Source organism: Mesorhizobium sp. ESP7-2 (genome assembly GCF_020164715.1).
In the GTDB taxonomy this organism is placed as follows: Bacteria; Pseudomonadota; Alphaproteobacteria; order Rhizobiales; family Rhizobiaceae; genus Mesorhizobium.
Map to the genome: position 1 here is coordinate 89,889 of NZ_JAIUGQ010000010.1, position 22,843 is coordinate 112,731.

Consider the following 22,843-nt stretch of genomic DNA (forward strand, 5'->3'; position numbering starts at 1 on the left):
CCCGAGACCGACTGAGATCGCGGACCGGTTTACTAGGCCACGTTACAAATGGGAACCGGCTGGTCCAATTGTTGGCCCGACAGGCCGCGGTCGCGCCGTAGACGTTGCGATCAGCGCACCGCCTTCTCCCCACCCGCCGCCGTGATCACCCCTACGATGATCAGCCCGGTCAGCAAAAGCCGCACGCCGGCGCTGACGCCGAATGTGTTGAGCATGGTCAAAAGCAGCACCAGGAACAGCGCCGCGCCCCAGACGCCGGGCACATTGGCCTTGCCGCCGGCCACCGATGTGCCGCCGATGACGACGACGGCGATCGAAGCGAGCAAATATTCATTGCCGATATCGACATTGGCGCCGCGGAAATAGCCGGCGAGCAGCGCGCCGTCGATGCCGCCGAGCGCCCCCGACAGCGTGTAGGTGAGGAAGCGGATGCGCCCGACCTTGACGCCGGCGAGCCAGGCGGCGCGGATGTTCTGGCCGATCGCCAGCACTGAGCGGCCATAGATCATGCGCTGCAGGGCGATGGCCGCGCCGATGGTGAACAGCACGGTGAGGATCGCCAGCACCGGAATGCCCATCACCTGCCAGTTGGTGAAATCGGCGAAGCCCGGCGGCGGCTTGATCTGCAGACCGCGCCCATAGCTGATATCGACCGACTGGATGATGAAGCTCGCCGACAGCGTCGCGATGATTGGCGGGATGCGCAGCGCCCAGATCAGCAAATAGTTGATGGCGCCGATCGCGGCACCGCAGGCGAGCGCCGCCAGCAATCCGACCACGATCATGGCATCGCTGCCGCCCATCACCTTCATCGCAACCGCGCTTGCCAGGCCGATATTGGCCGGCAGCGACAAGTCGACATTGCCGGGTCCGAGCGTGATGACGAACATCTGGCCGACGCCGACGATGACGGTGAACACGGCAAGCGACAATGCCGCCGTGACCATGCCGCCGCCGCCATAGCCGCCGGTGAAGGCGATCGTCGCCAGCCACACCAGCAGCGCGCCGACAAACGACCAGATCCAGGGTTTTGTGAGCAGCGTTTTCAGCGAAGCCATCGCTCACCTTTCCCTGCGGCTGATCAGCACCCGCGCCGCCAGCACGATGATCAGGATGGCGCCGTTGGCCGCCACCTGCCAGTCGGGCGGAATGTGCATGAAGGTGAGCAACGGCGAGGCGGCCAGCGCCAGCGTCAGCGCGCCAATGACCGCGCCGATCGGCGAGACCCGGCCGCCGACGAACTCGCCGCCACCGAGGATGACGCCGGCGATGGCCAGCAGCGTGTAACCATTGCCGATATTGGCATCCGCGGAGGTGGTGATGCCGATCAGCGCCATGCCCGACAGCACGCCGAAGAGGCCGGCAAGCGCAAACAGCACGATCTTGGTCTTGAGCAGCGACCAGCCGGCCCGCCGCAGCGCCGCCGGATTGCCGCCGGAGCCGCGCAGGATCACGCCGTACGAGGTGCGCATCAGGCCGAAATGCACGACCGCCGCAATCAGCAGCGCGGCGATGATCGGGAACGGAATGAAGGGCGGCTTAAACGACATGATCGCCAGCAGCCAGTCGGGCGCCTTGCCGCCGGGTTTGGGCAGGACGAGGATGGCCAGCCCCTGCCAGACGAAACTCATGCCGAGCGTCACCACGATGGAAGGCAGGTTGCGCAGATGGATCAGCGCGCCGAGCAGCGCATAGATGCCGATCGACCCGGCGAGAATGAGGACGCCGACGACCGGCGCGTCCTTCAACCATGTCGCGGTGACGCAGCCGACAAAGCCGACGAAAGTGCCGATCGAGAGGTCGAGCTCGTTGCCGGCGATGACGAACATCTGCGCGATCGTCGCCAGCGCGATCGGAATCGCCAGGTTCAGCATCAGGCTGAAGCCGAAATAGCTGATGGCGCGCGGATTGAGCCAGGCGATTGCCGCCAACACCAGCGCCAGCGACAGCGCCGGCAGCAGGCCGCGCAACAGCCGCGCCCGCGCCGCCGCATTGCGTGCCGCCGATCCTTTGAAGCCATTGTCGATTGGCGTCGCCGTCATTTCAGGCCGCATCGCCGAAGGAGGATTGGATGATCTTCTCTTCGGTCAGTTCGTCGCGCGTCAGATTGGCAACGATGCGGCCGTTCTTGAAGACATAGATGTGGTCGCAATTGTCGAGCTCTTCGGTTTCGGTCGTGTACCAGAGGAAAGTACGGCCGCGACCCGCCTCCTCGCGCACGAGGTCGTAGACCTCCAGCTTGGTGCCGATGTCGACGCCGCGCATCGGATCGTCCATCAGCACGATTTCGGCATCGGAGCCCAGCGCACGGGCAAACAGGGCCTTCTGCTGGTTGCCGCCCGATAGCGAGAAGATGTTGTTGTTCATGTCGGGCGTGCGGATGCCGATCTTCTTCTTCCAGGCATCGGCGAGCTCCGCCTCGCGGCGCGGCGAGATCAGCAACCCGTTACGCAGACGCGCCAGCGAACGGATGCCGATATTCTGTGCAATCGACCATTGCGGGAAAATACCGTCCGACTGGCGGTCCCCCGCCACCAGCGCCACCGGCGCCGTGACCTCGATGCCGGCCTTGGCGCGTGCGGCGGCGTCGAAGATCCGCAGCAGCAAGTCGGTCTGTCCGTGGCCGGCCAGCCCGGCAAGGCCGATGATCTCGCCCCCGCAGGCGACAAGGTCCTTGCCGTCGGTCTGCCCGGCGGGCCGCGCCCGGACGCGCAGCGGTCTGGCGCCTGCCTTGGCGGCAGCGGCCTGTGCGGCGGTCTTCTCGCGCGCCGCCGCCCCACCCATCACCGTCACCAGCCGGTCGCGATCGAAGGCACCAGCCGGGTCCGACGCCACCATCTTGCCGTCGCGCATCACCACGATCCGGTCAGCGTTCCGCAACACTTCACCCAGCACGTGTGAGATCAGGATGCAGCTTTTCCCACCGGCGACGAAGCGGCGCACGAAGGCCAGCAGCTGGCCGGCCGTGTGCGCGTCGAGCGACGAGGTCGGCTCGTCGAGGATGACCAGGTCGAGCCGGTCCTGCGTCACGGTAAAGGCGCGCGCCACCTCGACCATCTGCCGCCGGCCGATCGACAGATCGCCGACAATGTCCCAGGCCGAGATGCCATGGTCCGGGAAGATCTCATCGAGCTTGGCGGCGATCAGCTCGGCGGCCTTGCGCCGCCAGCCGAAGCCGGAGAGCGACGCATGGTTGATGCGCGTGTTCTCGGCGACGCTGAGATTGGGACACAGCGACAGTTCCTGGAACACGCAGCGTATGCCGAGCTGCTGTGCCCGCGATACGGAATAATTGTCCTCGATGCCGCCATGCACGCCGATCGTCCCGCTGTCGGGCTTCGAGGTGCCGGCCACCATGTGCATCAGCGTCGACTTGCCGGCGCCGTTATGGCCAACGAGGCCGACGCATTCGCCGGGTCCGACATGGAAATCCACCCCGCCCAGCGCGCGGACGGCGCCGAAATGTTTTTCGGCACCGTTCAGTCTTACGATGTCAATATTGGCGGCGCCGAAATGTTTTTCGGCGCCGCCAAGTCTGATGTCCGTGTTGCCTGCGGCCATGCTCAACGATATCCGCTCAGTGATGCCCGGGCAACGCGTGTGCGACGTTCACTTGATGTTGGCTTTGATCGCCGCGATGGCATCTTCCTGCGTGTATTCGTGGGTGGCGACACCACCCTCCTTGATCTTCGGCAGGGCCGCCTCGAAATCGTCCTGGGTGAAGGCGAGATACGGCACCAGCAGGTCGTGCGGGATGTCCTTGCGGCCATCGAGCACCTGCTGCGCCACCCAGAAGGCGAGCGTCGACACGCCGGGCGCGATCGAGGCCGACCAGGTCTGGTAGCCGTCCTTCTCCTTCTGTTCCTTCCACCACTTCAATTCGTCCTGCCGGTTGCCCATAATGATGGTCGGCCGCGGCTTGTTGGCGGCGGCGAAGGCTTGCGCGGCGCCATAGCCGTCGCCGCCCTGGTCGACGACGCCGACGACGTCGGGCAGCGACGGCAGGATGGTCGCGACCGCTTTCTGCGCTGTGGTCTGGTCCCAGTCGCCGGTGACCGAGCCGACGATCTTGAACTCGGGATGCGCGGCCACACCCTCGAGGATGCCGGCATGGATGGCGTCGTCGATCGAGGTTCCGGCCAGGCCCCGGATTTCAAGCAGATTGCCGCCCTTGGGCTGGAACTTGGCCATATGCTCGACTTCCTGCTTGCCCATGTCCTTGAAGTCGACGACCACGCGGTAGGCGCAAGGCTCGGTCACCGTGCCGTCGAAGGAAACGACGGTGATGCCGGCGTCGCAGGCCTGCTTGATGGCGCCGTTGAGCGCATCCGGCGAGGCGGCGTTGATGACGATGGCGTCATAGCCCTGCAGGATTAGGTTTTGTACCTGCGCTGCCTGCGTCGGCACCTCCTTGTCGGCGGTGGTGAAGACATCGGCCGCGGCGACGATCTTGTCGTCGACCGCCTTCTTGGTGACGATGGCGTAGCTGTCGAGCATCGCCTGCCGCCACGAATTGCCGGCGTAATTGTTCGAGAATGCGATTTTCTTGCCGCTGGTGTCGGCGAGTGCCGTGCCGGCTGCGAGCACTGCTGCGAGGGTGCCCAGAACGAACAGTTTCTTCATGTCATACTCCTCCCGAGTGTTGCTGGTCTGCTACTGATGAGCGTCGCGATTGCGTACCTGTTTTTTATCTATTATCAGACAAAAGTGCAGCAGGGCCGGCGGGCTGTCAACTGCAATCCGCGAAAGGCCGGCGATCAACTTGCGGTGCAATGATTGAAAGCGCTTCGGTGAATGGGCTAGGCATGGCTCATGAGGCTGAAAAGCATGGCGGTGACGCCGATCGTTCCCCCTGGAGCCCCGGGAATTCCGGCGCGCTGGACGTCGAGCGCCAAAAGCGGCGTCGGAACTTCTCTCTCGTCGGCCGGCCCTGTCTGGTTCACGATCAGCCACGGCATCCTGAATGAGATCTATTATCCCGGCGTCGACAGCGCCTGCACGCGCGACCTCGGCCTGATCGTCACCGGCAAGGATGGATATTTCTCCGAGGAAAAACGCGATGCCACGCACGGCATCGAGCCGTTCGAGGACGGCGTGCCCGCCTACAGGCTGGCCAATACGGCTGATGACGGCGCCTACCGGATCGAGAAACGCATTCTGGCCGATCCGGCTCGCCCGACCTTGCTGCAGGAGATCACCTTCACCCCGCTCGAGGGCGTCCCGGCCGATTACCGCGTCTACGCGCTTCTGGCGCCGCATCTGGTCAATGCCGGCATGGGCAACACCGCCTGGGTCGGCGAATACCAGGGAAAGCCCGTCCTTTTTGCCTCGGGGCGCGGCACCTGCCTGGCGCTGGCCTCGTCGCTGCCCTGGCGGGATTGTTCGGCCGGCTATGTCGGCGTCTCCGATGGTTGGCAGCAATTGAACCATGCCGGCAAGCTCGATCCGGCATGCTGTCGCGCCGAGGACGGCAATGTCGCGCTGACCGGCGAGATCGGCTTCACCGCCACCAACACAAAAGCCGTGCTGGCGCTGGGTTTTGGGACGACGCCGGACGAAGCAGCCGAAAACGCCTTCGCCAGCCTGAAGCGGGGATTTGAACCGGCGGCGAAATCCTATGTCGAAAAATGGCGCGAATGGCAGGCCGGGCTGCTGCCACTGGACCGCGACCGGACGCCCGGAGTGCCGGGAGTGAACGGCTACCGCGTCTCCACCGCGGTGCTGGCCACCCACCGGTCATCGGTCATGCCGGGCGCGGCGGTGGCCAGCCTGTCGATCCCGTGGGGGTTCGACAAGGGCGACGATGATCTCGGGGGCTATCACCTGGTCTGGCCACGCGACCTGGTCGAAACGGCGGGCGGCTTTCTCGCCGCCGGCGATGCCGCTTCGGCCCTTTGGATCCTGGAATACCTCCGCTCCATTCAGCAGCCGGACGGCCATTGGCCGCAGAACGCCTGGCTCGACGGCACGGCCTATTGGCCCGGCATCCAGATGGACGAATGCGCCTTCCCCCTGCTGCTGGCCGATGCCCTGCATCGCGCTGGCCGCTTGCCGAGTGCCAGGCTCAAGACCTTCCTGCAGATGATCGAGAGTGCCGCTTCTTATGTCGTGCGCAATGGACCCGTCACCGGCGAGGACCGCTGGGAAGAAGACGCCGGTTACAGCCCGTTCACGCTGGCCGTCGAGACAGCCGCACTGCTGGCCGCGGCCGACCTGCTCGATGCCTGCGGCAAGCCGGCCGCGGCAAGCTATCTGCGCGAGACCGCCGACTGCTGGAACGACCAAGTCGAGCGCTGGACCTATGTCACCGGCACCGCCATCTGCAAGGCGGCCGGTGTCGCCGGCTACTACGTCCGCATCGCGCCGCCGGACAGCGCCGATGCCAGCTCGCCGAAGGACGGCTATGTCCCGATCAAGAACCGCCCACCCGGCGACACGGACCGGTCGGCCGAGGAAATCGTCAGCCCGGATGCGCTGGCGCTGGTGCGCTTTGGCCTGAGAGCCGCGGACGATCCGCGCGTCGTCGACACGGTCAAAGTCATCGACGCGCATTTGCGCTGCGAGCTGCCGCAAGGGCCGCTCTGGTACCGCTATGACAGCGACGGCTATGGCGAGCATGAGGATGGCGCGCCTTTCGACGGCACCGGTCAGGGCCGGCCCTGGCCCCTGCTCGCCGGCGAACGCGCCCATTACGAGCTCGCGGCCGGGCGCAAGGACAAGGCGGCCAGCCTGCTCGACACGCTGGAACGCTCGGCCGGTACCGGCGGCCTGCTGCCGGAACAGGTCTGGGACGGCGCCGATATTCCGGGCCGCGAGCTGCTGCATGGCAAGCCGTCGGGCAGCGCCATGCCGCTGGTCTGGGCGCATTCCGAACATGTCAAGCTGCTGCGCTCCCTGCGCGACGGCGCCGTCTTCGACATGCCGCCGCAAGGCGTGAAGCGCTACATCGAGGACAAGACCGTGTCGCCCTTCAGGACATGGCGCTTCAACAACAAGATCCGCACGCTGCCCGAGGGCAAGACATTGCGCGTCGAGCTTCTGGCGGCAGCCACCGTCCACTGGAGCGCCGACAACTGGGCAACCGCCCACGATAGCCAGACGGCGGAAAACGCTTTCGGCATCCACCTTGTCGATCTGCCCACGGCCAACCTCCCCAGCGGACGCACGCTGATCTTCACTTTTTTCTGGCCCGGAACCGGCGATTGGGAGAATGTCGACTTCTCCGTCATGTCAGGCGCTCAGGACAGCCAGTAGATCCTTCCTCGACAAACCCAGCAAATCTCTAGGAAACAGGACGAAACCATGCAGATCGGAATGATGGGACTGGGCCGGATGGGCGCCAACATGGTGCGACGCCTGATGCGCGACGGCCACGAATGCGTCGTCTACGACATCAACCCGGCCAGCGTCGCCGCGCTGGTGAGCGACGGCGCGCTGGGGGCGGCTTCGATGGCGGAATTCGTCGGCAAGCTCGCCAAGCCGCGCTGCGTGTGGCTGATGCTGCCGGCGGCGATCACCGGCAAGATCATCGATCAGGTCGCGGCGCTGATGGAGCCCGGCGACATCGTCATCGACGGCGGCAATTCCTATTATCACGCCGCCGTCGACGAGGCCGCGAAACTGGCTGGCAAGGGCATCCATCTTGTCGATGTCGGCACCAGCGGCGGTGTCTGGGGGCTGGAACGCGGCTACTGCCTGATGATCGGCGGCCCCGACGTGGCGGTGCAGCACCTCGATTCGGTCTTTGCCACGCTGGCGCCTGGTCTCGATACCGGCGCGCCAACCCCGGACAAGACCGCGGGCACGGCGCCCTATGGCTACCTGCATTGCGGACCGAGCGGCGCCGGCCATTTCGTCAAGATGGTGCACAACGGCATCGAATACGGCGTCATGGCCGCCTATGCCGAAGGCATGAACATCCTGAAGTCGGCCAATGCCGGCAAGCGGCAACGGACGGCGGACGCCGAGACAAGCCCGCTTGAAAACCCGCAATACTACCAGTTCGATGTCGACCTTCCGCAGGTGGCCGAGGTGTGGCGGCACGGCAGCGTCATTGGCTCCTGGCTGCTCGATCTCACCGCCGGCGCGCTTAAGAGCGATCCGGGCCTGGCGCAATTCGGCGGCCGGGTCTCGGATTCCGGCGAGGGTCGCTGGACACTCAAGGCGGCGATCGACACCGGCGTGCCGGCGCCGGTCCTGTCCTCGGCCCTGTTCGACCGCTTCTCCTCGCAAGGCGAATCCGAATTCTCCGACAAGCTGTTGTCCGCCATGCGCTATGCCTTCGGCGGCCACATCGAAAAACCGAAGGACGGCAAGTGACGGCGACAGGGGAGACGCACGCATGAGCCAGGAACGGTCCGACACGCTGGTGCTCTTCGGAGCGACCGGCGACCTCGCCCACAAGAAGATATTTCCAGCCCTTTACCAGATGGTCGCCAAGGGCACGCTCACCGAACCGGTGATCGGCGTCGCCTTCGACGCCTGGGATTTGAAGCAATTGCAGGACCGCGCCCGCGACGGCATCGTCGACGCGCTCGGCAAGATCGACGAGAAGGTGTTCGCCAAGCTGGCGTCGCTGCTGCGCTATGTCAGCGGCGACTACCGCGATCCGGCCACTTTCGAGAAGCTGAAGACGGCACTTGGCAGCGCCCAGCGGCCGCTGCACTACATGGCGGTGCCGCCGACCATGTTCGAGACTGTCGTGCAAGGGCTGGAGCAGTCGGGCACCGCGCATGGCGCGCGGCTGATGGTGGAAAAGCCCTTCGGCCACGATCTGCAATCGGCGCGCTGGCTGAACCGGGTGCTACACTTGGTGTTCGACGAACAGTCGATCTTCCGCATCGACCACTATCTCGGCAAGGAAGCGATCCAGAACCTGCTTTATTTCCGCTTCGCCAATTCCCTGCTCGAGCCGATCTGGAACCGCAATTACGTCGAGAGCGTGCAGATCACCATGGCCGAGGATTTCGGCATCGAAGGGCGGGGGCGGTTCTACGACGATGTCGGTTGCATCCGGGACGTCATCGAGAACCATCTGCTCAACATCCTGCTGCTCCTGGCCATGGAGCCACCGGTCGGCCGCTCCGCCGACGACCTGATCGACGAGAAGGTGCAGGTGCTGCGCGCCATCCGCACCTTGACCAAGAACGATGTCGTGCGCGGCCAGTTCACAGGCTATCTGGCCGAGCCCGGTGTGGCGCCGAACTCGCCGGTCGAGACCTTCGCGGCGGTGCGCTTCTTCGTCGACACCTGGCGCTGGCAGGACGTGCCGTTCTTCATCCGCGCCGGCAAGAACATGCCGGTGCATGTCACCGAGGTGGTGGTGCGGCTGAAGCGGCCGCCGCTGGACGTCTTCGACCCGATCAAACCCGCCGACCAGAATTACGTCCGTTTCCGCATCGACCCGCAGGTGATGATCGCCATCGGCGCCCAGCGCAAGGCGCCCGGCGACGACATGATCGGCGAGCAGGTGGAACTCGCCGCGCTCGACGATTCGAAGGGCGACATGCCGCCCTATGAGCGGCTGATCGGCGACGCCATGAACGGCAATGGCCAGCTCTTCACCCGCCAGGACGCGGCCGAACTGGCCTGGCGCATCGTCGGTCCGGTGCTCGGCGATACCACGCCGCCGCATCTTTACGAGCCGAAGACATGGGGGCCGATGGACGCCATGGCCGGCTTCGGACCGCCCAATGGCTGGATCGACCCGGTAACATGAGCGGAGGGGACCAGATGGCCAAGGTGAATAAGCAGGCTGCGTCGAACACTGGGCAGGTCGTCCTTTCGATCGACATCGGCGGGTCGCACGTTAAGATCCTGACCAGCGACGGTGGCACCGAGCGCCGGACGGATTCCGGGCCTGACCTGACGCCACGGCAGATGATCGACAAGGTGAAAAAGCTCGCCGAGGGACTGTCCTATGACGTCATCTCGATGGGTTATCCGGGCCCGGTGCGTCACAACAAGCCGGTGCTCGACCCGATGAATCTCGGCAAGGGCTGGGTCGGCTTCGATTTCACCGCTGAGTTCGGCAAGCCGGTCAAGGTGGTCAACGACGCGCTGATGCAGGCCCTCGGCAGCTATGAGGGCGGGCGCATGCTGTTCCTCGGCCTCGGAACCGGCCTCGGTGCGGCGATGATCCTCGATAATGTCGGCCAGCCGATGGAACTCGCCCATCTCCCCTATAGAAAAGGCCAGAGTTTCGAGGACTATGTCGGCGAAAGCGGCCTGGAAAAGCGCGGCAAGAAGAAGTGGCGCGGCTATGTCTTCGACGTCGTCAACCGGCTGCGCGCCGCCCTGCAGCCAGACTATGTCGTCATCGGCGGCGGCAATGTCGACAAGCTCGACGAATTGCCCGCCAACTGCAGGCGCGGTGACAACACACGCGCTTTCGAAGGCGGATTTCGTCTGTGGCGCGACAAGGCCCTGATCGTCTGATATTATTACAGTTTAGTATAGTTGTTCAAAATGGCGTGTGATGTCGCGCCGATAGATTGCATTGTGCAGGTTTGCCGACTAGGAAGTCAGCCCCACTACATCGCGTCGCGCGCGACGCACAAAGACGACGCACTTTAATTTTGCGCATCATCCTTTTTGAAAACGGCCCCATTTTCGAGGTCATGCGCCATGGATGGAGGAAATAGATTGACCGACGAAAACAGCCACGCCAGCAAGACCCTCGACCTTCTCGAACTGACAGCCCACATCGTATCGGCCTATGTCGAGAAGAATCGCCTGCCCGCGTCCGGCCTTCCCGAGCTGATCGCCAGCGTCAGCGCCTCGATCAGTGGGCTCGGCCAGCCGGTCGCCCCGGTGGCGGCACCGCTGGTCCCGGCCGTCAACCCGAAGAAGTCGGTGACCCCGGATTTCATCATCTGCCTCGAGGATGGCAAGAAGTTCAAATCGCTGAAGCGTCACCTCGGCGTGCATTTCGGCCTGACGCCGGATGCCTACCGCGCCAAATGGGGCCTGCCGTCGGACTATCCGATGGTTGCCCCCAACTACGCCGCTTCGCGCTCGGAACTGGCGAAGTCGATCGGGCTCGGCCGCAAGGCCGTCGCCCCCCCGCCTGCCAAGGGCAAAGGCCGAAAGGCCAAAGTCCCGGCCTGAGCAATTCAGTCCTGAGCCAATACTTGGGACGACTGGAACAGAAGCCTGCCGGCGAAACTGCCTTGGCAGGCTTCATGTTTTTGTGGCTTGGATGAACCGGACAAGCTTTGAGCAATTCCAGGAAAAGTGTGAAACGGTTTTCCGTCCGGAATTGCGCCTAGACAAAGGGGATGGAGCTGTTTGCCGTTTCCGTGAAACGGTGAACCGCTCCGGGGGGGGAAGCCATGAACTACACCAGGATGGTGATCGAGAAAGAAGCGCCGGAGGAATACGGCTATGACCGTATCCGCTACAATCTCTCCGAAAGCTCAATTGCCGACCAGAAGCTCTCCGACATCGGCCTCTCGCTGCCGGACCTGACGCTCTTTTACGGCGAACATCGCGGCGACAAGGCGCTGCGCGACCTGATCGCAGCACAGGATGCCGGCATCTCGCCCGACGATGTGCTGGTCACCGCCGGTGCGGCCGGTGCGCTGTTCATCATCTCGACCTCGCTGCTGTCGGCCAGCGATCACCTCGTCGTCATCAGGCCCAACTACGCCACCAACATCGAAACGCCGCGGGCGATCGGCTGCGCCATCAGCTTCGTCGACCTCGCCTTCGAGGAAGGCTTTGCCGTCGATATTGAGCGCGTCAAGGCAGCGATGCGGCCGAATACGAAGTTGATCAGCGTCACTTGCCCGCACAATCCAACCGGCACCATGATGAGCCGTGCCGAACTCGACGCGCTGGTGGCGCTCGCCGAGGCCAGCGGCTGCCATCTGCTGGTCGACGAAACCTATCGCGACCTCTCCTATGGCAGGCGCCTGCCTTCGGCGGCCTCGCTGAGCAAAAAGGCCATCAGCGTCTCGTCGCTGTCCAAGGCCTTCGGCATTCCCGGCATCCGCATCGGCTGGCTGACTGCAAGGGATGCCGCCCTCCAGGAAAAATTCCTCGCCGCCAAGGAGCAGATCGGCATCTGCGGCAGCGTCATCGACGAAGGCATTGCGCGCGGCGTGCTGGAGCGCCGGGACGTGTTTCTGGCAAAGCTGCTGCCCGAGATGGCCAAGCGCCGTGATATCGTCCAGGCTTGGATCGACCGCGAGCCGCTGGTCGACTGGGTGCGGCCTGAGGGCGGTGTCGTCGGTTTCCCGCGCCTCGATGTCGAGCCCGGCTTCGACCTCGACCGGTTCTATGTCAGGCTGCTGGAGGACCACGGCACCTATGTCGGGCCTGGCCACTGGTTCGAGATGGAAAAGCGCTTCTTCCGCGTCGGCTTCGGCTGGCCGACGGAGGCCGAGTTGAAAGGCGGATTGGACGCGATTTCGGCCGCGCTGCGGCAGTAACTTCCGCGTGCTACCGAGAGCGCGGCTCGAAAGTCCCTTGATCCAGACCTGATTTTGAAGCATATGCGCGCCGAACTTTACCAAGTTCCATTGGTCGGACCAGCGCCCATTCGGGAAGTGCCCCGCCGGCATAGCAGCGGGGCCTCACTCCATGAAACCTGAACAAACTTTACCGGAGCAGCGCTATGCGGCTTTCCGGCACAAAGCCTTCCTCAGCTACTGGACGGCGCGCTTTCTCACCACCTTCGCGACCATGATCGTTTCCGTCGCCGTCGGCTGGCAGATCTATGATCTGACGCGAGATCCCTTCGACCTCGGCATTGTCGGCATCGTCCAGTTCCTGCCTTCGCTGTTGCTGGTGCTGGTCACTGGCGTCGTCGCCGACCGCTTCGGCCGCCGCCTGATCATGGCGCTGGCAACGGTGGTCGAGGCAGGCTGTGCGCTCGTTCTCCTCTACTTCACGCTGCGCGGCCTCGTCAGCCCGCTGCCGATCTTCGCCGTTCTGGCGCTGTTCGGCATGGCGCGCGCCTTTTACGGACCGGCCTCGTCGTCACTGTTCGCCAATCTGGTGCCGCCTGAAGATTTCGGCAACGCGATTGCGTGGAACTCGTCTGCCTGGCAGACGGCGACGATCATCGGTCCGGTCGCGGGCGGCCTGCTCTATGGCGTCTCGGCCGAAGCCGCATACGCTGTCGCCTCTGTGCTGATGCTGGTGGCCGGTCTGCTGATCTTCACCATTCCCAAACCCGCCCAGCAAAGCGCCACCGACAAGCCGACGATGGAAACACTGTTTGCCGGCTTCCGCTACATCTGGAGCGAGAAGATCGTGCTCGGCGCCATCTCGCTCGATCTCTTCGCCGTGCTCCTGTCCGGCGCCTCGGCACTGCTGCCGGTCTATGCGCGCGACATCCTGCAACTCGGCCCCTGGGGCCTCGGCCTGCTGCGCTCTGCACCGGGCATCGGCGCCGTCTGCGTCGCGGTCTGGCTCGCCGGGCACCCGATCCGCGACCGTGCCGGCAAGATCATGCTGAGCTTCGTCGCGGCGTTCGGCGCCTTCACCGTGCTGTTCGGTCTGTCGACCCTCACCTGGCTGTCGATCGTTGCTCTGGTCTTCCTCGGCGCCACCGACATGTTCAGCGTCTACATCAGGGAAACGCTGATCCAGTTGTGGACGCCGGACGAAGTGCGCGGCCGCGTCAACGCCGTCAACCAGGTCTTCGTCGGCGCCTCCAACGAAGTCGGCGAATTCCGCGCCGGCACCATGGCGGCGCTGATCGGCACGGTTCCGGCGGTCGTCATCGGCGGCGTCGGCGCCATCGCGGTTGCCGGCCTGTGGGCCTACCTGTTCCCGCAACTGCGCAGGGTTCGCCACCTCAATGGGCGAAACTGACGGCTTCATCGGTATCGGCGGAGCCGCGAATCTGTGCTAAGCCGCCGCCCAATCAACCAAGGACGACACTCATGAGCGAACCGACCGTGGCCGAGGCGACCGAGAATATCTATGCATCGCTCCGGGCGGACAATGCCGACATCGACGCACATATCGCGACGCTCAAGGCAGCGCTGGCACGAGAGGGGATAAAACAGGCGGTGTTCGATCCCACCAAATTGGCGCAGAACAACCGCTCGGGCCGCAAGTTGATGCAGGCCTACTTTCGGCAGCGCGGCGTGAGCGTGAGCTTTTCGGACTAGTTTTTACGCTCCGAAAGCCGACGTTCGGCCAGATTTGGCCATTCCGACCACTGGTCCGACTCTACCGCGCCACCGGCCCGCCAAAAATCATCCGCAAGAATTCGTCCAGCCAGCGCTTCAGGTGCATATCCCAGATCAACCGGCCGCCGAGATGGTCGCGGCCGGGCTGGGCGCCGGGGAGTTCGAAGCGATGGGCGCCGCGCACCACCCAGCGTTGCATCATCACCCGGGTGAGTTCGCCATGGAACTGGATGCCCCAGGCATTGTCGCCATAGCGGAAGGCCTGGTTGGGATAGGTCTCGTTCGTGGCCAGCAGCATCGCGTCGCCCGGCAGCGAAAAGCCCTCGCGATGGAACTGGTAGACCATTTCGGGCCAATGCATCAGTTTCTTGCCGGCCTCGGTCGCCTTCAGCGGATACCACCCGATCTCGACCAGTCCTTCACCATGGCCCTCGACCTTGCCGCCGAGATGGTTGGCCAGCATCTGCGCGCCCAGGCAGATGCCGAGCAGCGGCCGGTTTTCCCTGAGCGGAATTTCCAGCCATTTGGTCTCGCGGCGGACGAACTCGTCCTCGTCATTGGCGCTCATCGGCCCGCCGAACACCACCGCGCCGGCATGACCATCCAGCGTTTCCGGCAAGGCGTCGCCTAGCGGAGGGCGGCGGATGTCGAGATCGAAGCCTTCTTCCAGCAGCATGTGGCCGACGCGCCCGGGGCTCGAATTCTCCTGATGTAGAATGATCAGGATCTTTGGCTTCGGGCTCGTTCTGGGCGGCATGGAAAGGCGAAAATCCTACTCGTCGCTCGATGTTCCGGTGGCGCCCGGTACCTCGGCCGCAGCCTTGCGGCGCGCCTCGACCCGGTCGCGGCGCTCGACGCCGATCAGTTCGGCGACCCGCCACACCGTGTTGTCCTCGAGCTCATGCAGCTCGCCATCGGCATAGACGATCTCCCACATCAGGCCGATGAAGGCCTTGCGCCCCTCCGCGTCGAGATGGCGCTTGAGCACGCTGGTGAAGGCGTAGAGGTCGATCGCCTCGTTGTCGGCGCGCTCGCCGGCGGCGGCGAGCGCTTCGAGTTCGGCACCGTTGATCGAATAGCTCTGCGACAGTACCGCCTTGAACCGCTCCCATTCGACATCCTGACGCACGCCGTCGGCGTTCATCACATGGTAGAGCAGCGCCGAAGCCGCGACGCGCGGATCGTCCGTGCTGGCATGGCTGCCGGAGCCGGCCGGCAAATCCCTGAGAAACGACAGAACGCGCTCGAACATCAATTCATTCCCAAACGGCCCGATGGCCGGCCCATATCAAAACAGCCGGAACCGGCGTGTCGACTTTTCCGCCTCGTCGTCCGGATCGACGCCTGGATCGTCCGGCAGACGCGCCAGTTCTTCCGCCGGCTCGACGGCCTCGGCATCGGCCGGCACCGCGGCAAAGGCGGCGGCCGTGACCGGGGTGACATGATCCTCGCGGCTCTCGGCACCCCTGCTCGTCGCCTCGTTGCCCGGGGCGGCATGATCGATCACGTCGACCGGCTTTTCCGGCCTGCCCGGCGCCTCGATGGCCACTACCGGGGCATCCAGCTCATCGCGGCTGTCGATCAGTTGGCCAAGCCGCTCCATCGGCGCGCGCCATTCGAAGGCGTCGAGCCGGCCGGTGACCGGCGAGACCGGCGCCCAGCGCTCGGAGACGACCCCGTCGGCGACCCAGGCCGGATCGCGCGGCGCCCGAACCGCCTTGGAGAGGAGCTGCCGCACCTTGCCCTGGTCGCCGGTCTCCGCCTCCTCGATGTCGGCCAGGAGCAGATAGGCGCCCTCGCGGCGGTCAATGCGGATCGCGGCTTCGGCCTCGCGGCGAGCGGTCGACAAATCCTGTGCGTCGAGCGCGGCACGCGCCACCGTCATCGACGATTCGGCGTGGTTCTTCTTCATCTCCTGCAGCTTCTTTGCGCGGTTGAGCCGATCAAGCACGGCGTCACCCGGCCTTGCATGGGTGTAGAGCTCGGCAATTTCGGGATGCGGCTCGGCCTTCCATGCTGCTTCGAGGATCTTCGAGCCCTTGCGCACGTCGTTCTGCTTGAACAGCGCCGCCGCGGCGGCAATTGCGGCGGGGGCGAAGTCCGGCTGCAGCCTGTTGGCCTCGACCGCCGCTGTCCTGGCGGCCGCGGGATCGCTGTCGGCGAGCGACTGCGCCTTGGCGGTCAACAGCACCGCGCGGCGGCGGTTGGCGGCGTCGCGCTCGATCTGCCGCGTCGACTTCTGCGCGTCTACCAGCTTCAGCGCGCCGTCCCAGTCGCCGCGCGCGGTCAGCTCCTCCAGCGTCGATTCGGCCGCCCAGGCCAGTTGCGGCGCCACTGCGGCGGCGCGGCCGGCATAGTGCCGGGCGGCATTGCGGTCGCCCAGCCGCTCGGCTTCCAGATAAAGCCCGCGCAGGCCAAGCAGCCGCATTTCGGGGTCGTCGAGCATGCTCTCGAACTTTTGGCGCGCGCCGTCATGATCGCCTTCTAGCAGCGATGCCTGCGCTTCGAGCAGATGGATCAGCGGCTCCTGGTCGGAACGGATCAGCTTGGCCGCTTCCTTGGTTTTCTTGCGGGCGAGCGCCCCGTCGCCGGCGCCGGCGGCGATCATGCCGGTCGACAGTGCCTGATAGCCACGGTCGCGGCGCCGCACGCGGAAATAGCGCGAGATGGTGTAGGGGCTGTTCCACAGCGACTTGATGAGCCACCAGACGATCATCACCGCCGCGACGACGGCGACGACGGCCACCGCCGCCACCATCAGGCTGACTTGGTACTGGTAGCCATTGAAGGTGACGACCATGTCGCCGGGCCGGTCGGCCAGCCAGGCAAAGCCCAGCCCGAGCGCGAAGACGACGATGAGGAAGGCGAGCAGGCGGATCATCGTGTTGTCCTCATGCCTTCATAGCGCCGGAGATCAACGCGTCGACCTGGGTTTCGACCTCGATGCGTGCCTTCAGTTTGCCGGCAAAGTCGGCGCCCGCGGCCTTCACGGCTTGCGGCAGCTTGTCATATTCGCTGAGCGCCTTGGCATAGTCGCCCTGAGTGACCGCAACCTCCATGCGCGCCACGGTTTCTGGTGCCCCAGTGCCTTCGACGGCGCCGATCGGCCGGACCTTGACCAGCGATTCGGCGCTCGACATCAGGTTCTGCAGGAAGCCGGCATTCTGGTCGTCCGGCGTGGCCGCTGCCACCATGGCGTTCGCGGCGGCATCCATCTGCGAGGCAATCTCGGTGCGGGTCGGCACGCCCTTTTCGGCGTAGGGGCGCAATGTCGCCAGCTGTGGCGCATCAGGCGAAATCGCGGCCAGCGTATCGAGTTCGGCCGAAAACGGCGCGCCACGGTCGAGCGCGGACTTCAGCGCCGAAGCCGCAATGGCGAGCGCGATCTTCGGCTGCGAAGCCTGCGCATCGACCTTGCCGGAAAGCTGCGACACCGACTGCTCCAGCGCGGAGAGACGGCCCTCCTGCGCCTTCGCTGCCTCGCCTGTCGACTTCACCAGCGCATCGAGAGCCGCCATTTTTTCGTTGAGCGGCCCGAGATCGACGGGCGCCGCGCTGCCGGCCTTGCCGAGGGCCGCCACCGTGGTTTCGATCTGCTTGACCTTGTCTCCCAGTGCGGCGAGCCCGGCATTGTCGCCGGCGCCGCCCTTTTCGACCGCCGATTTCAGCGCCGCGACATCGCTCTTGACCTGGTCGAGCGCCGACGACAGGCCATCTACCTTGGCCGATGCGCCATTGTTGTTGCCGGCTTCCCTCATGTCCGCGATTTCGCTCTTCAGCGAGGCGATCTCGCCATTGACGCCATCGAGCGAGGCGCCGGGAGCGGAGCCCGGCGCGCCGAGCAGGCCGGCAAATTGCAGGCCACCGGCGCCGACCAGCGCGATGACGCCGCCGATGATGCCGGCGGCGATGCCGTTGAGGCCGCCCCGCTTCGGCTGTGCTGTCATCGGTTCGCTCCTCGCGTCGGTTTTTCCGGCAGCCGCCTTGGTCTCGGCGGTTTTGGCGGTCGCATCCTCAAAATTGTAGTCGGAAGCCGTGGCGCGGTTGGGGGGTGTATCCGAACCGGGATAAGGCATTTCCGGCTCAGTGGATTTGGCCTCAGGCGCATCTGTCCCGACCTGCCCCGCGGCGGCATCGTCATGCTCCCAGGGTTCGAGGTCGGTCTGATCGGCATGCACCGGCTCTTCCGGAGCCTCCGGCTGCGAGGCGTTCGCAGCTTCCTCGGCCTTCGCCTCGTCGGTCTGGGCGGTATCCTTGGCGGCATCCTCGTCGACGACGCGTGAGACGGCGCCCGGATCGAGATCGATGGTCACCGGCTCGCGGCGGCTCTTCGAGTGTCGCATCTTCGGCGTCTTGACCATGCATGGGCTCCGCAAAATTCGCTTCGTCTCAACGCCGGGCGGCGCGTGATGGTTCAGAAGGGTCTAGCACATCACCAAGCGGTGAAAAGGGGCGGTGTGATGACGCGGGTCAGGGCCGTTCCCGCAAAAGTGCCAGCAGCGCCTCCTCGTCGGGTCGTGCGGCGACGCGGATTGCCTTGCCGGCGCTGCCGCCGAAGGCGGCGGCGATGCGCGCGGAAAGGACAAAAAACCGTGTCTCTTCAAAGGCCTTTTGCAGGGCAGGCCGGCTGGTCAGGACCCGCATCGCGGCAGCCGCCTTGGCCGAATAGAGCAGCACCACGTCGACGGCTTGGCCTGATATCAGCGAAAGGATCGCTTCGTCCGAATGGCTTACCGCAAGCGTGTCGTAAGTCTCGACGGCATGGACCCCGACATGAGCTGCTTCCAGCTTCTGTTCGAAGGCGGGAAACCGCACGCGCCCACAGAGGTAAACGATCGTTTTACCGGAAAACGCGATCGCCATGCGGTCGGCCAGCGCCTCGGCATCGCCGGGCCCCTCGACGACCGAGAGAAAGCCGGCTTTACGCGCGGCCGCGGCGGTCCTGTTGCCGACAGCATGGCAAGGCAGGTTGGAAAGCGCCGCTATCAGATCTCTCGGGGCATGGCGCACGGCATTGGCGCTGGTGATGGCGACGGCCGCCACGTCGTCCGGAACCGCCTTGGCATCGACCGGCAGTACCATCGTCTCCGTCAATGGCAGGAGAAGAGGCTCGAAACCCATCTCTTCCAGCTTTCGCGCCGTGCGCGACGCACCGGGCTCCGGTCTGGTGACCAGGACGCGGAGCATTTTCAGAGCCAGCCGTCGAAGAACTTTTCGCCGGCCCTGGCGCGAACTGTCCGCGCGGCGTTCGCGCCTATTTCCGCCGCGTCCGCGGCCTCGCCTTCCAGCCGGACGTCATGCCATTCCGTGCCGTCGGGCGAGATGATCAGTCCGGCAAAGGACAGTTTGCCGCCCGATACGGTCGCATGGCCGGCGATCGGTGTGCGGCACGAACCGTCGAGCGCGGCGAGAAACGCGCGCTCGCAGGCCAAGGCCTGGCCCGTCGGCACATGATGGATCGCCGCAAGCATGTTCTCGATTTCACGGTCGCCGACCCGCGTCTCGATGCCGATCGCGCCTTGTCCCGGCGCCGGTGGAAAATCCTCCAGCGGCATCAGGTCGGTGATTACGCCTTCGAGCCCGAGCCGCTTCAGCCCTGCATGGGCGAGGATGGTACCCTCGGCGATGCCTTCATCCAGCTTGCGCAGCCTCGTCTGCACATTGCCGCGGAACATCACCACCTCGAAATCCGGCCGCATCCGGCGGATCAGCGCCTGGCGGCGGAGCGATGAGGATCCGACCTTGGCGCCATGCGGCAGATCGGCGATCCGCTTGACCGCCTTGCCTATGAAAGCGTCGCGCGCGTCCTCGCGCGGCAGGAAAGTGGAGAGCTCCAGTCCATCGGGAAGCACCGTCGGCATGTCCTTCGACGAATGCACGGCGATGTCGATACGCCCGTCGAGCAGCGCTTCCTCGATTTCCTTGGTGAACAGGCCCTTGCCGCCGGCCTCCGACAATGGCCGGTCCTGGATACGGTCGCCGCTGGTCGAGATGGGCACCACTTCGAACGCCTGCTCGGGAAGGCCATGCGCCTTCATCAGCCGCACACGCGTCTCATGCGCCTGGGCGAGCGCCAGCGGACTGCCGCGCGTTCCGATTTTCCGTGTTTCGATTTTCAAAGTTTGCATGGCGCGCGGTCCGTGATAACCCCCGAGCGAAGTCGAGGTCTTGCCGGCCTTTTCCTAATGGGGAATAGCCCCATAGACAATCTCTTGGGATAGCGACGAATTGATCCGCGTTCTGGGCATCGAGACGAGTTGCGACGAGACTGCCGCCAGCGTCGTGGCGCTGGAGGGCGACGCCGCGCCGAAAATCCTGTCCAATATCGTGCTCTCCCAGATCGAGGAGCATGCCGCCTTCGGCGGCGTCGTGCCCGAGATCGCCGCGCGCGCCCATGTCGAGGCGTTGGACGGCATCGTCGAGGCGGCGCTCGCCGATTCTGGCGTGGCTCTTGCCGATATCGACGCGATCGCCGCCACTGCCGGGCCAGGCCTCGTTGGCGGCCTGATCGTCGGCCTGATGACGGCCAAGGCGATCGCGGCCGCGGCCGGCAAGCCGCTGATCGCCGTCAATCACCTCGAAGGCCACGCCTTGACCGCGCGGCTGACCGACGGCCTGGAATTCCCCTATCTCTTGCTGCTGGTTTCCGGCGGCCACACGCAGATTCTCGCCGTGCGCGGCGTCGGCGACTACCAGCGCTGGGCCACAACCATCGACGACGCGCTCGGCGAAGCCTTCGACAAGACGGCCAAGATGCTCGGCCTGCCCTATCCCGGCGGTCCCAACGTCGAGAAGGCGGCGCTGTCGGGCAATGCCTCTCGCTTTGCCTTCCCGCGGCCGATGAAAGGCTCGGCACAGCCCGATTTCTCCTTCTCCGGTTTGAAAACCGCCGTTCGCCAAGCGGCGACCGCGATCGAGCCCTTGAGCGACCAGGATGTCGCCGACATCTGCGCCTCGTTCCAGGCGGCGGTCGCCGATGCGCTCGCCGACCGCGTTTCGCGCGCGCTGGCACGATTCAGCCAAACATTCCCTGGCACGAAGAAACCGGCGCTGGTCGTCGCCGGCGGAGTCGCCGCCAACCGCGCCATCAAGGCGACGCTGGAGCGACTCTGCACCGAGGCTGGTTTCACCTTCGTCGCGCCGCCGCTGAAATTGTGTACCGACAATGCCGCGATGATTGCCTGGGCCGGCATCGAGCGGCTGCGCGAAGGCATGGCGCAGGAGAACGGTTTCGATTTCGTGCCGCGCTCGCGCTGGCCGCTGGACAGCGTCTCGACGCCAATGGTCGGCTCGGGCCGGCGCGGAGCCAAGGCATGACCGGTCGAGCCACGAAGAGCGAGGGCCTGGGCAAAAGCGGTTGGCATGTCGCCGTGCTCGGCGGTGGCGCCTGGGGCACGGCCCTGGCGCTGGCCATGCTGCGCGCAGGCCACTCGGTACGGCTGTTCGCGCGCGACCCTGAAACCGTGGCCTCGATCGGTCGTGGCGAGAACCCGCGCTATCTCCCGGGCATCGCAATCGAGCCCGGCATCGCGGCGACGAGCGACATCGAGGCAGCGCTCACTGGGGCCGATTGCGTGCTGGCGGTGACGCCGGCGCAGGCGTTGCGAGCGACACTGGCGGCCGCGAAAGATTATATGCCGGCCGGCATTCCGCTCGTGCTCTGCGCCAAGGGGATCGAGCGCGACACCGGCGCCTTGCTGTCGGCAATCGCTACGGAAATCCTGCCGCAAAACCCGGTCGCCGCCCTGTCCGGGCCGAGCTTCGCCAGCGATGTCGCCCGCGGCCTGCCGACGGCGGTGGTGGTGGCCGCCGGCGACGAGGCGCGTGCGGCCAACCTTGCCGCCCGTTTTTCGGCTGAAAACCTGCGCTGCTATTCGAGCGACGACCTGATCGGCGTCGAAATCGGCGGCGCCTTGAAGAACGTCTTCGCCATCGCCGCCGGTGCCGTTACCGGCGCCGGCCTCGGCGCCAGCGCCCAGGCCGCCATGGTCACGCGCGGCTTCGTCGAATTGCGCCGCATCGGTGCCGCCTTCGGCGCCAGGCCTGAGACCCTGATGGGGCTTTCCGGCCTTGGCGACCTGCTGCTTACCTGCTCGTCGACGCAATCGCGCAACTTCGCCTATGGGCTGGCGCTGGGGCAAGGCAAGGCGCTTTCCGGGCTACCGCTGGCCGAGGGCGTGCCGACCGCGGCCATCGCCGCCCGCATCGCCGCCGAGCGCAACATCGATGCGCCGATCATCGCCGCCGTGGCCGCCATACTGGACGGCACCATCACCATCGGCCAGGCAGTGACGGCCCTGATGACGCGGCCGCTGAAGACCGAAACCAACGATTGATCCCCACACTCTGATCCAACCACCCGAGGAGAATGACCATGCTGTTTGCTCTGATTTGCAAGGACAAGCCCGGGAGCCTGCAGGTGCGCCTCGACACGCGGCCTGAGCACGTCGCCTTTCTCGACGGGCTGAACGGCGACAAGAAATTGGCCTTCGCCGGTCCGTTCCTCGACGCCGACGGCAAGTCCGATGGCAGCCTCGTGGTGGTCGAGGCGCCCGATCTGGCGGGCGCGCAGGCTCTGTCGGCCGCCGACCCCTATGCCAAGGCCGGCCTTTTCGAAAGCGTCGAAATCCGCCAGTGGAACTGGACGTTCAACAAGCCGGCGGCTAGTTAATTTCCGGTCGCCGGCGACTGGGCCG

At 65.3% G+C, this 22,843-nt stretch carries 21 protein-coding genes; 11 read left to right on the top strand and 10 right to left on the bottom strand.

Going from position 1 to position 22,843, the window contains the following annotated elements; genetic code table 11:
• Positions 1-110: 110 nt before the first annotated feature.
• From LB543_RS12475 to LB543_RS12490, 4 genes are read right to left on the bottom strand one after another with little or no spacing between them, the layout of a single operon-like run.
• Positions 111-1,058 (bottom strand): ABC transporter permease, encoded by a 948-nt coding sequence (locus tag LB543_RS12475; RefSeq protein ID WP_224614306.1) that lies wholly within the window; start codon positions 1,056-1,058, stop codon positions 111-113.
• Between the two features lie 3 nt (positions 1,059-1,061).
• The gene (locus LB543_RS12480) at positions 1,062-2,042 is read right to left on the bottom strand and encodes an ABC transporter permease (protein WP_224614307.1); all 981 of its coding nucleotides are present in this window, start codon (positions 2,040-2,042) and stop codon (positions 1,062-1,064) included.
• A gap of 1 nt (position 2,043) precedes the next feature.
• Positions 2,044-3,561, bottom strand: a complete 1,518-nt coding sequence (locus LB543_RS12485) for a sugar ABC transporter ATP-binding protein (protein ID WP_224614308.1) — start codon at positions 3,559-3,561, stop codon at positions 2,044-2,046.
• Positions 3,562-3,609: 48 nt separating this feature from the next.
• Positions 3,610-4,623, bottom strand: a complete 1,014-nt coding sequence (locus LB543_RS12490) for an ABC transporter substrate-binding protein (protein WP_140761526.1) — start codon at positions 4,621-4,623, stop codon at positions 3,610-3,612.
• 204 nt (positions 4,624-4,827) lie between these two features.
• Between LB543_RS12490 and LB543_RS12495 the strand changes: the two genes are divergently transcribed.
• The 8 genes from LB543_RS12495 to LB543_RS12530 all read left to right on the top strand — a co-directional run bounded on the left by LB543_RS12495 (position 4,828) and on the right by LB543_RS12530 (position 14,126).
• The gene (locus tag LB543_RS12495; protein ID WP_224614361.1) at positions 4,828-7,254 is read left to right on the top strand and encodes a glucan 1,4-alpha-glucosidase; all 2,427 of its coding nucleotides are present in this window, start codon (positions 4,828-4,830) and stop codon (positions 7,252-7,254) included.
• A gap of 48 nt (positions 7,255-7,302) precedes the next feature.
• A complete protein-coding gene (gene gnd, locus LB543_RS12500) occupies positions 7,303-8,319 on the top strand; it encodes a phosphogluconate dehydrogenase (NAD(+)-dependent, decarboxylating) (protein ID WP_140761524.1) in 1,017 nt (338 codons plus the stop codon).
• A 22-nt stretch (positions 8,320-8,341) separates the two neighbouring features.
• Positions 8,342-9,718 carry a glucose-6-phosphate dehydrogenase gene (gene zwf / locus LB543_RS12505; protein ID WP_224614309.1) on the top strand — a complete coding sequence of 459 codons (1,377 nt, stop codon included), beginning with the start codon at positions 8,342-8,344 and terminating at the stop codon, positions 9,716-9,718.
• A gap of 14 nt (positions 9,719-9,732) precedes the next feature.
• Positions 9,733-10,437, top strand: a complete 705-nt coding sequence (locus LB543_RS12510; protein ID WP_224614310.1) for an ROK family protein — start codon at positions 9,733-9,735, stop codon at positions 10,435-10,437.
• A 189-nt stretch (positions 10,438-10,626) separates the two neighbouring features.
• Positions 10,627-11,109 carry a MucR family transcriptional regulator gene (locus LB543_RS12515; RefSeq protein ID WP_224594767.1) on the top strand — a complete coding sequence of 161 codons (483 nt, stop codon included), beginning with the start codon at positions 10,627-10,629 and terminating at the stop codon, positions 11,107-11,109.
• A gap of 224 nt (positions 11,110-11,333) precedes the next feature.
• Positions 11,334-12,434, top strand: coding sequence for an aminotransferase class I/II-fold pyridoxal phosphate-dependent enzyme (locus LB543_RS12520; protein WP_224614311.1), 1,101 nt, complete (start codon positions 11,334-11,336; stop codon positions 12,432-12,434).
• Positions 12,435-12,585: 151 nt separating this feature from the next.
• Positions 12,586-13,824 (top strand): MFS transporter, encoded by a 1,239-nt coding sequence (locus tag LB543_RS12525; RefSeq protein ID WP_140811163.1) that lies wholly within the window; start codon positions 12,586-12,588, stop codon positions 13,822-13,824.
• Between the two features lie 71 nt (positions 13,825-13,895).
• Positions 13,896-14,126: a hypothetical protein gene (locus tag LB543_RS12530; protein ID WP_140811165.1), complete on the top strand. Its 231-nt coding sequence runs from the start codon at positions 13,896-13,898 to the stop codon at positions 14,124-14,126.
• 61 nt (positions 14,127-14,187) lie between these two features.
• Here the strand turns inward: LB543_RS12530 and LB543_RS12535 are convergent, their stop codons facing one another.
• The 6 genes from LB543_RS12535 to hemC form a co-directional block, all read right to left on the bottom strand.
• Complete coding sequence (locus LB543_RS12535; protein WP_140763352.1) at positions 14,188-14,904, bottom strand: glutamine amidotransferase; 717 nt, start codon at positions 14,902-14,904, stop codon at positions 14,188-14,190.
• A 15-nt stretch (positions 14,905-14,919) separates the two neighbouring features.
• Complete coding sequence (locus LB543_RS12540) at positions 14,920-15,399, bottom strand: TerB family tellurite resistance protein (protein WP_224614312.1); 480 nt, start codon at positions 15,397-15,399, stop codon at positions 14,920-14,922.
• Between the two features lie 36 nt (positions 15,400-15,435).
• Positions 15,436-17,028, bottom strand: coding sequence for a heme biosynthesis protein HemY (locus tag LB543_RS12545; protein WP_224614313.1), 1,593 nt, complete (start codon positions 17,026-17,028; stop codon positions 15,436-15,438).
• A 10-nt stretch (positions 17,029-17,038) separates the two neighbouring features.
• Entirely contained in the window at positions 17,039-18,508 is a 1,470-nt protein-coding gene (locus LB543_RS12550) for a COG4223 family protein (protein WP_224614314.1), read from the bottom strand.
• 109 nt (positions 18,509-18,617) lie between these two features.
• Entirely contained in the window at positions 18,618-19,334 is a 717-nt protein-coding gene (locus tag LB543_RS12555) for a uroporphyrinogen-III synthase (RefSeq protein ID WP_224614315.1), read from the bottom strand.
• A 2-nt stretch (positions 19,335-19,336) separates the two neighbouring features.
• Entirely contained in the window at positions 19,337-20,275 is a 939-nt protein-coding gene (gene hemC / locus LB543_RS12560; RefSeq protein ID WP_140811172.1) for a hydroxymethylbilane synthase, read from the bottom strand.
• A gap of 103 nt (positions 20,276-20,378) precedes the next feature.
• Here hemC and tsaD point away from each other — a divergent pair, with 103 nt between their 5' ends.
• The 3 genes from tsaD to LB543_RS12575 are packed head-to-tail and all read left to right on the top strand — an operon-like array spanning position 20,379 to position 22,818.
• Entirely contained in the window at positions 20,379-21,464 is a 1,086-nt protein-coding gene (gene tsaD / locus LB543_RS12565; protein WP_224614362.1) for a tRNA (adenosine(37)-N6)-threonylcarbamoyltransferase complex transferase subunit TsaD, read from the top strand.
• Positions 21,461-22,483 carry an NAD(P)H-dependent glycerol-3-phosphate dehydrogenase gene (locus tag LB543_RS12570; protein ID WP_224614316.1) on the top strand — a complete coding sequence of 341 codons (1,023 nt, stop codon included), beginning with the start codon at positions 21,461-21,463 and terminating at the stop codon, positions 22,481-22,483. The genes tsaD and LB543_RS12570 overlap by 4 nt, the downstream gene beginning before the upstream one ends.
• Positions 22,484-22,521: 38 nt before the next feature.
• Positions 22,522-22,818 carry a YciI-like protein gene (locus tag LB543_RS12575; RefSeq protein WP_140811174.1) on the top strand — a complete coding sequence of 99 codons (297 nt, stop codon included), beginning with the start codon at positions 22,522-22,524 and terminating at the stop codon, positions 22,816-22,818.
• The last annotated feature ends 25 nt before the right edge of the window (positions 22,819-22,843 follow it).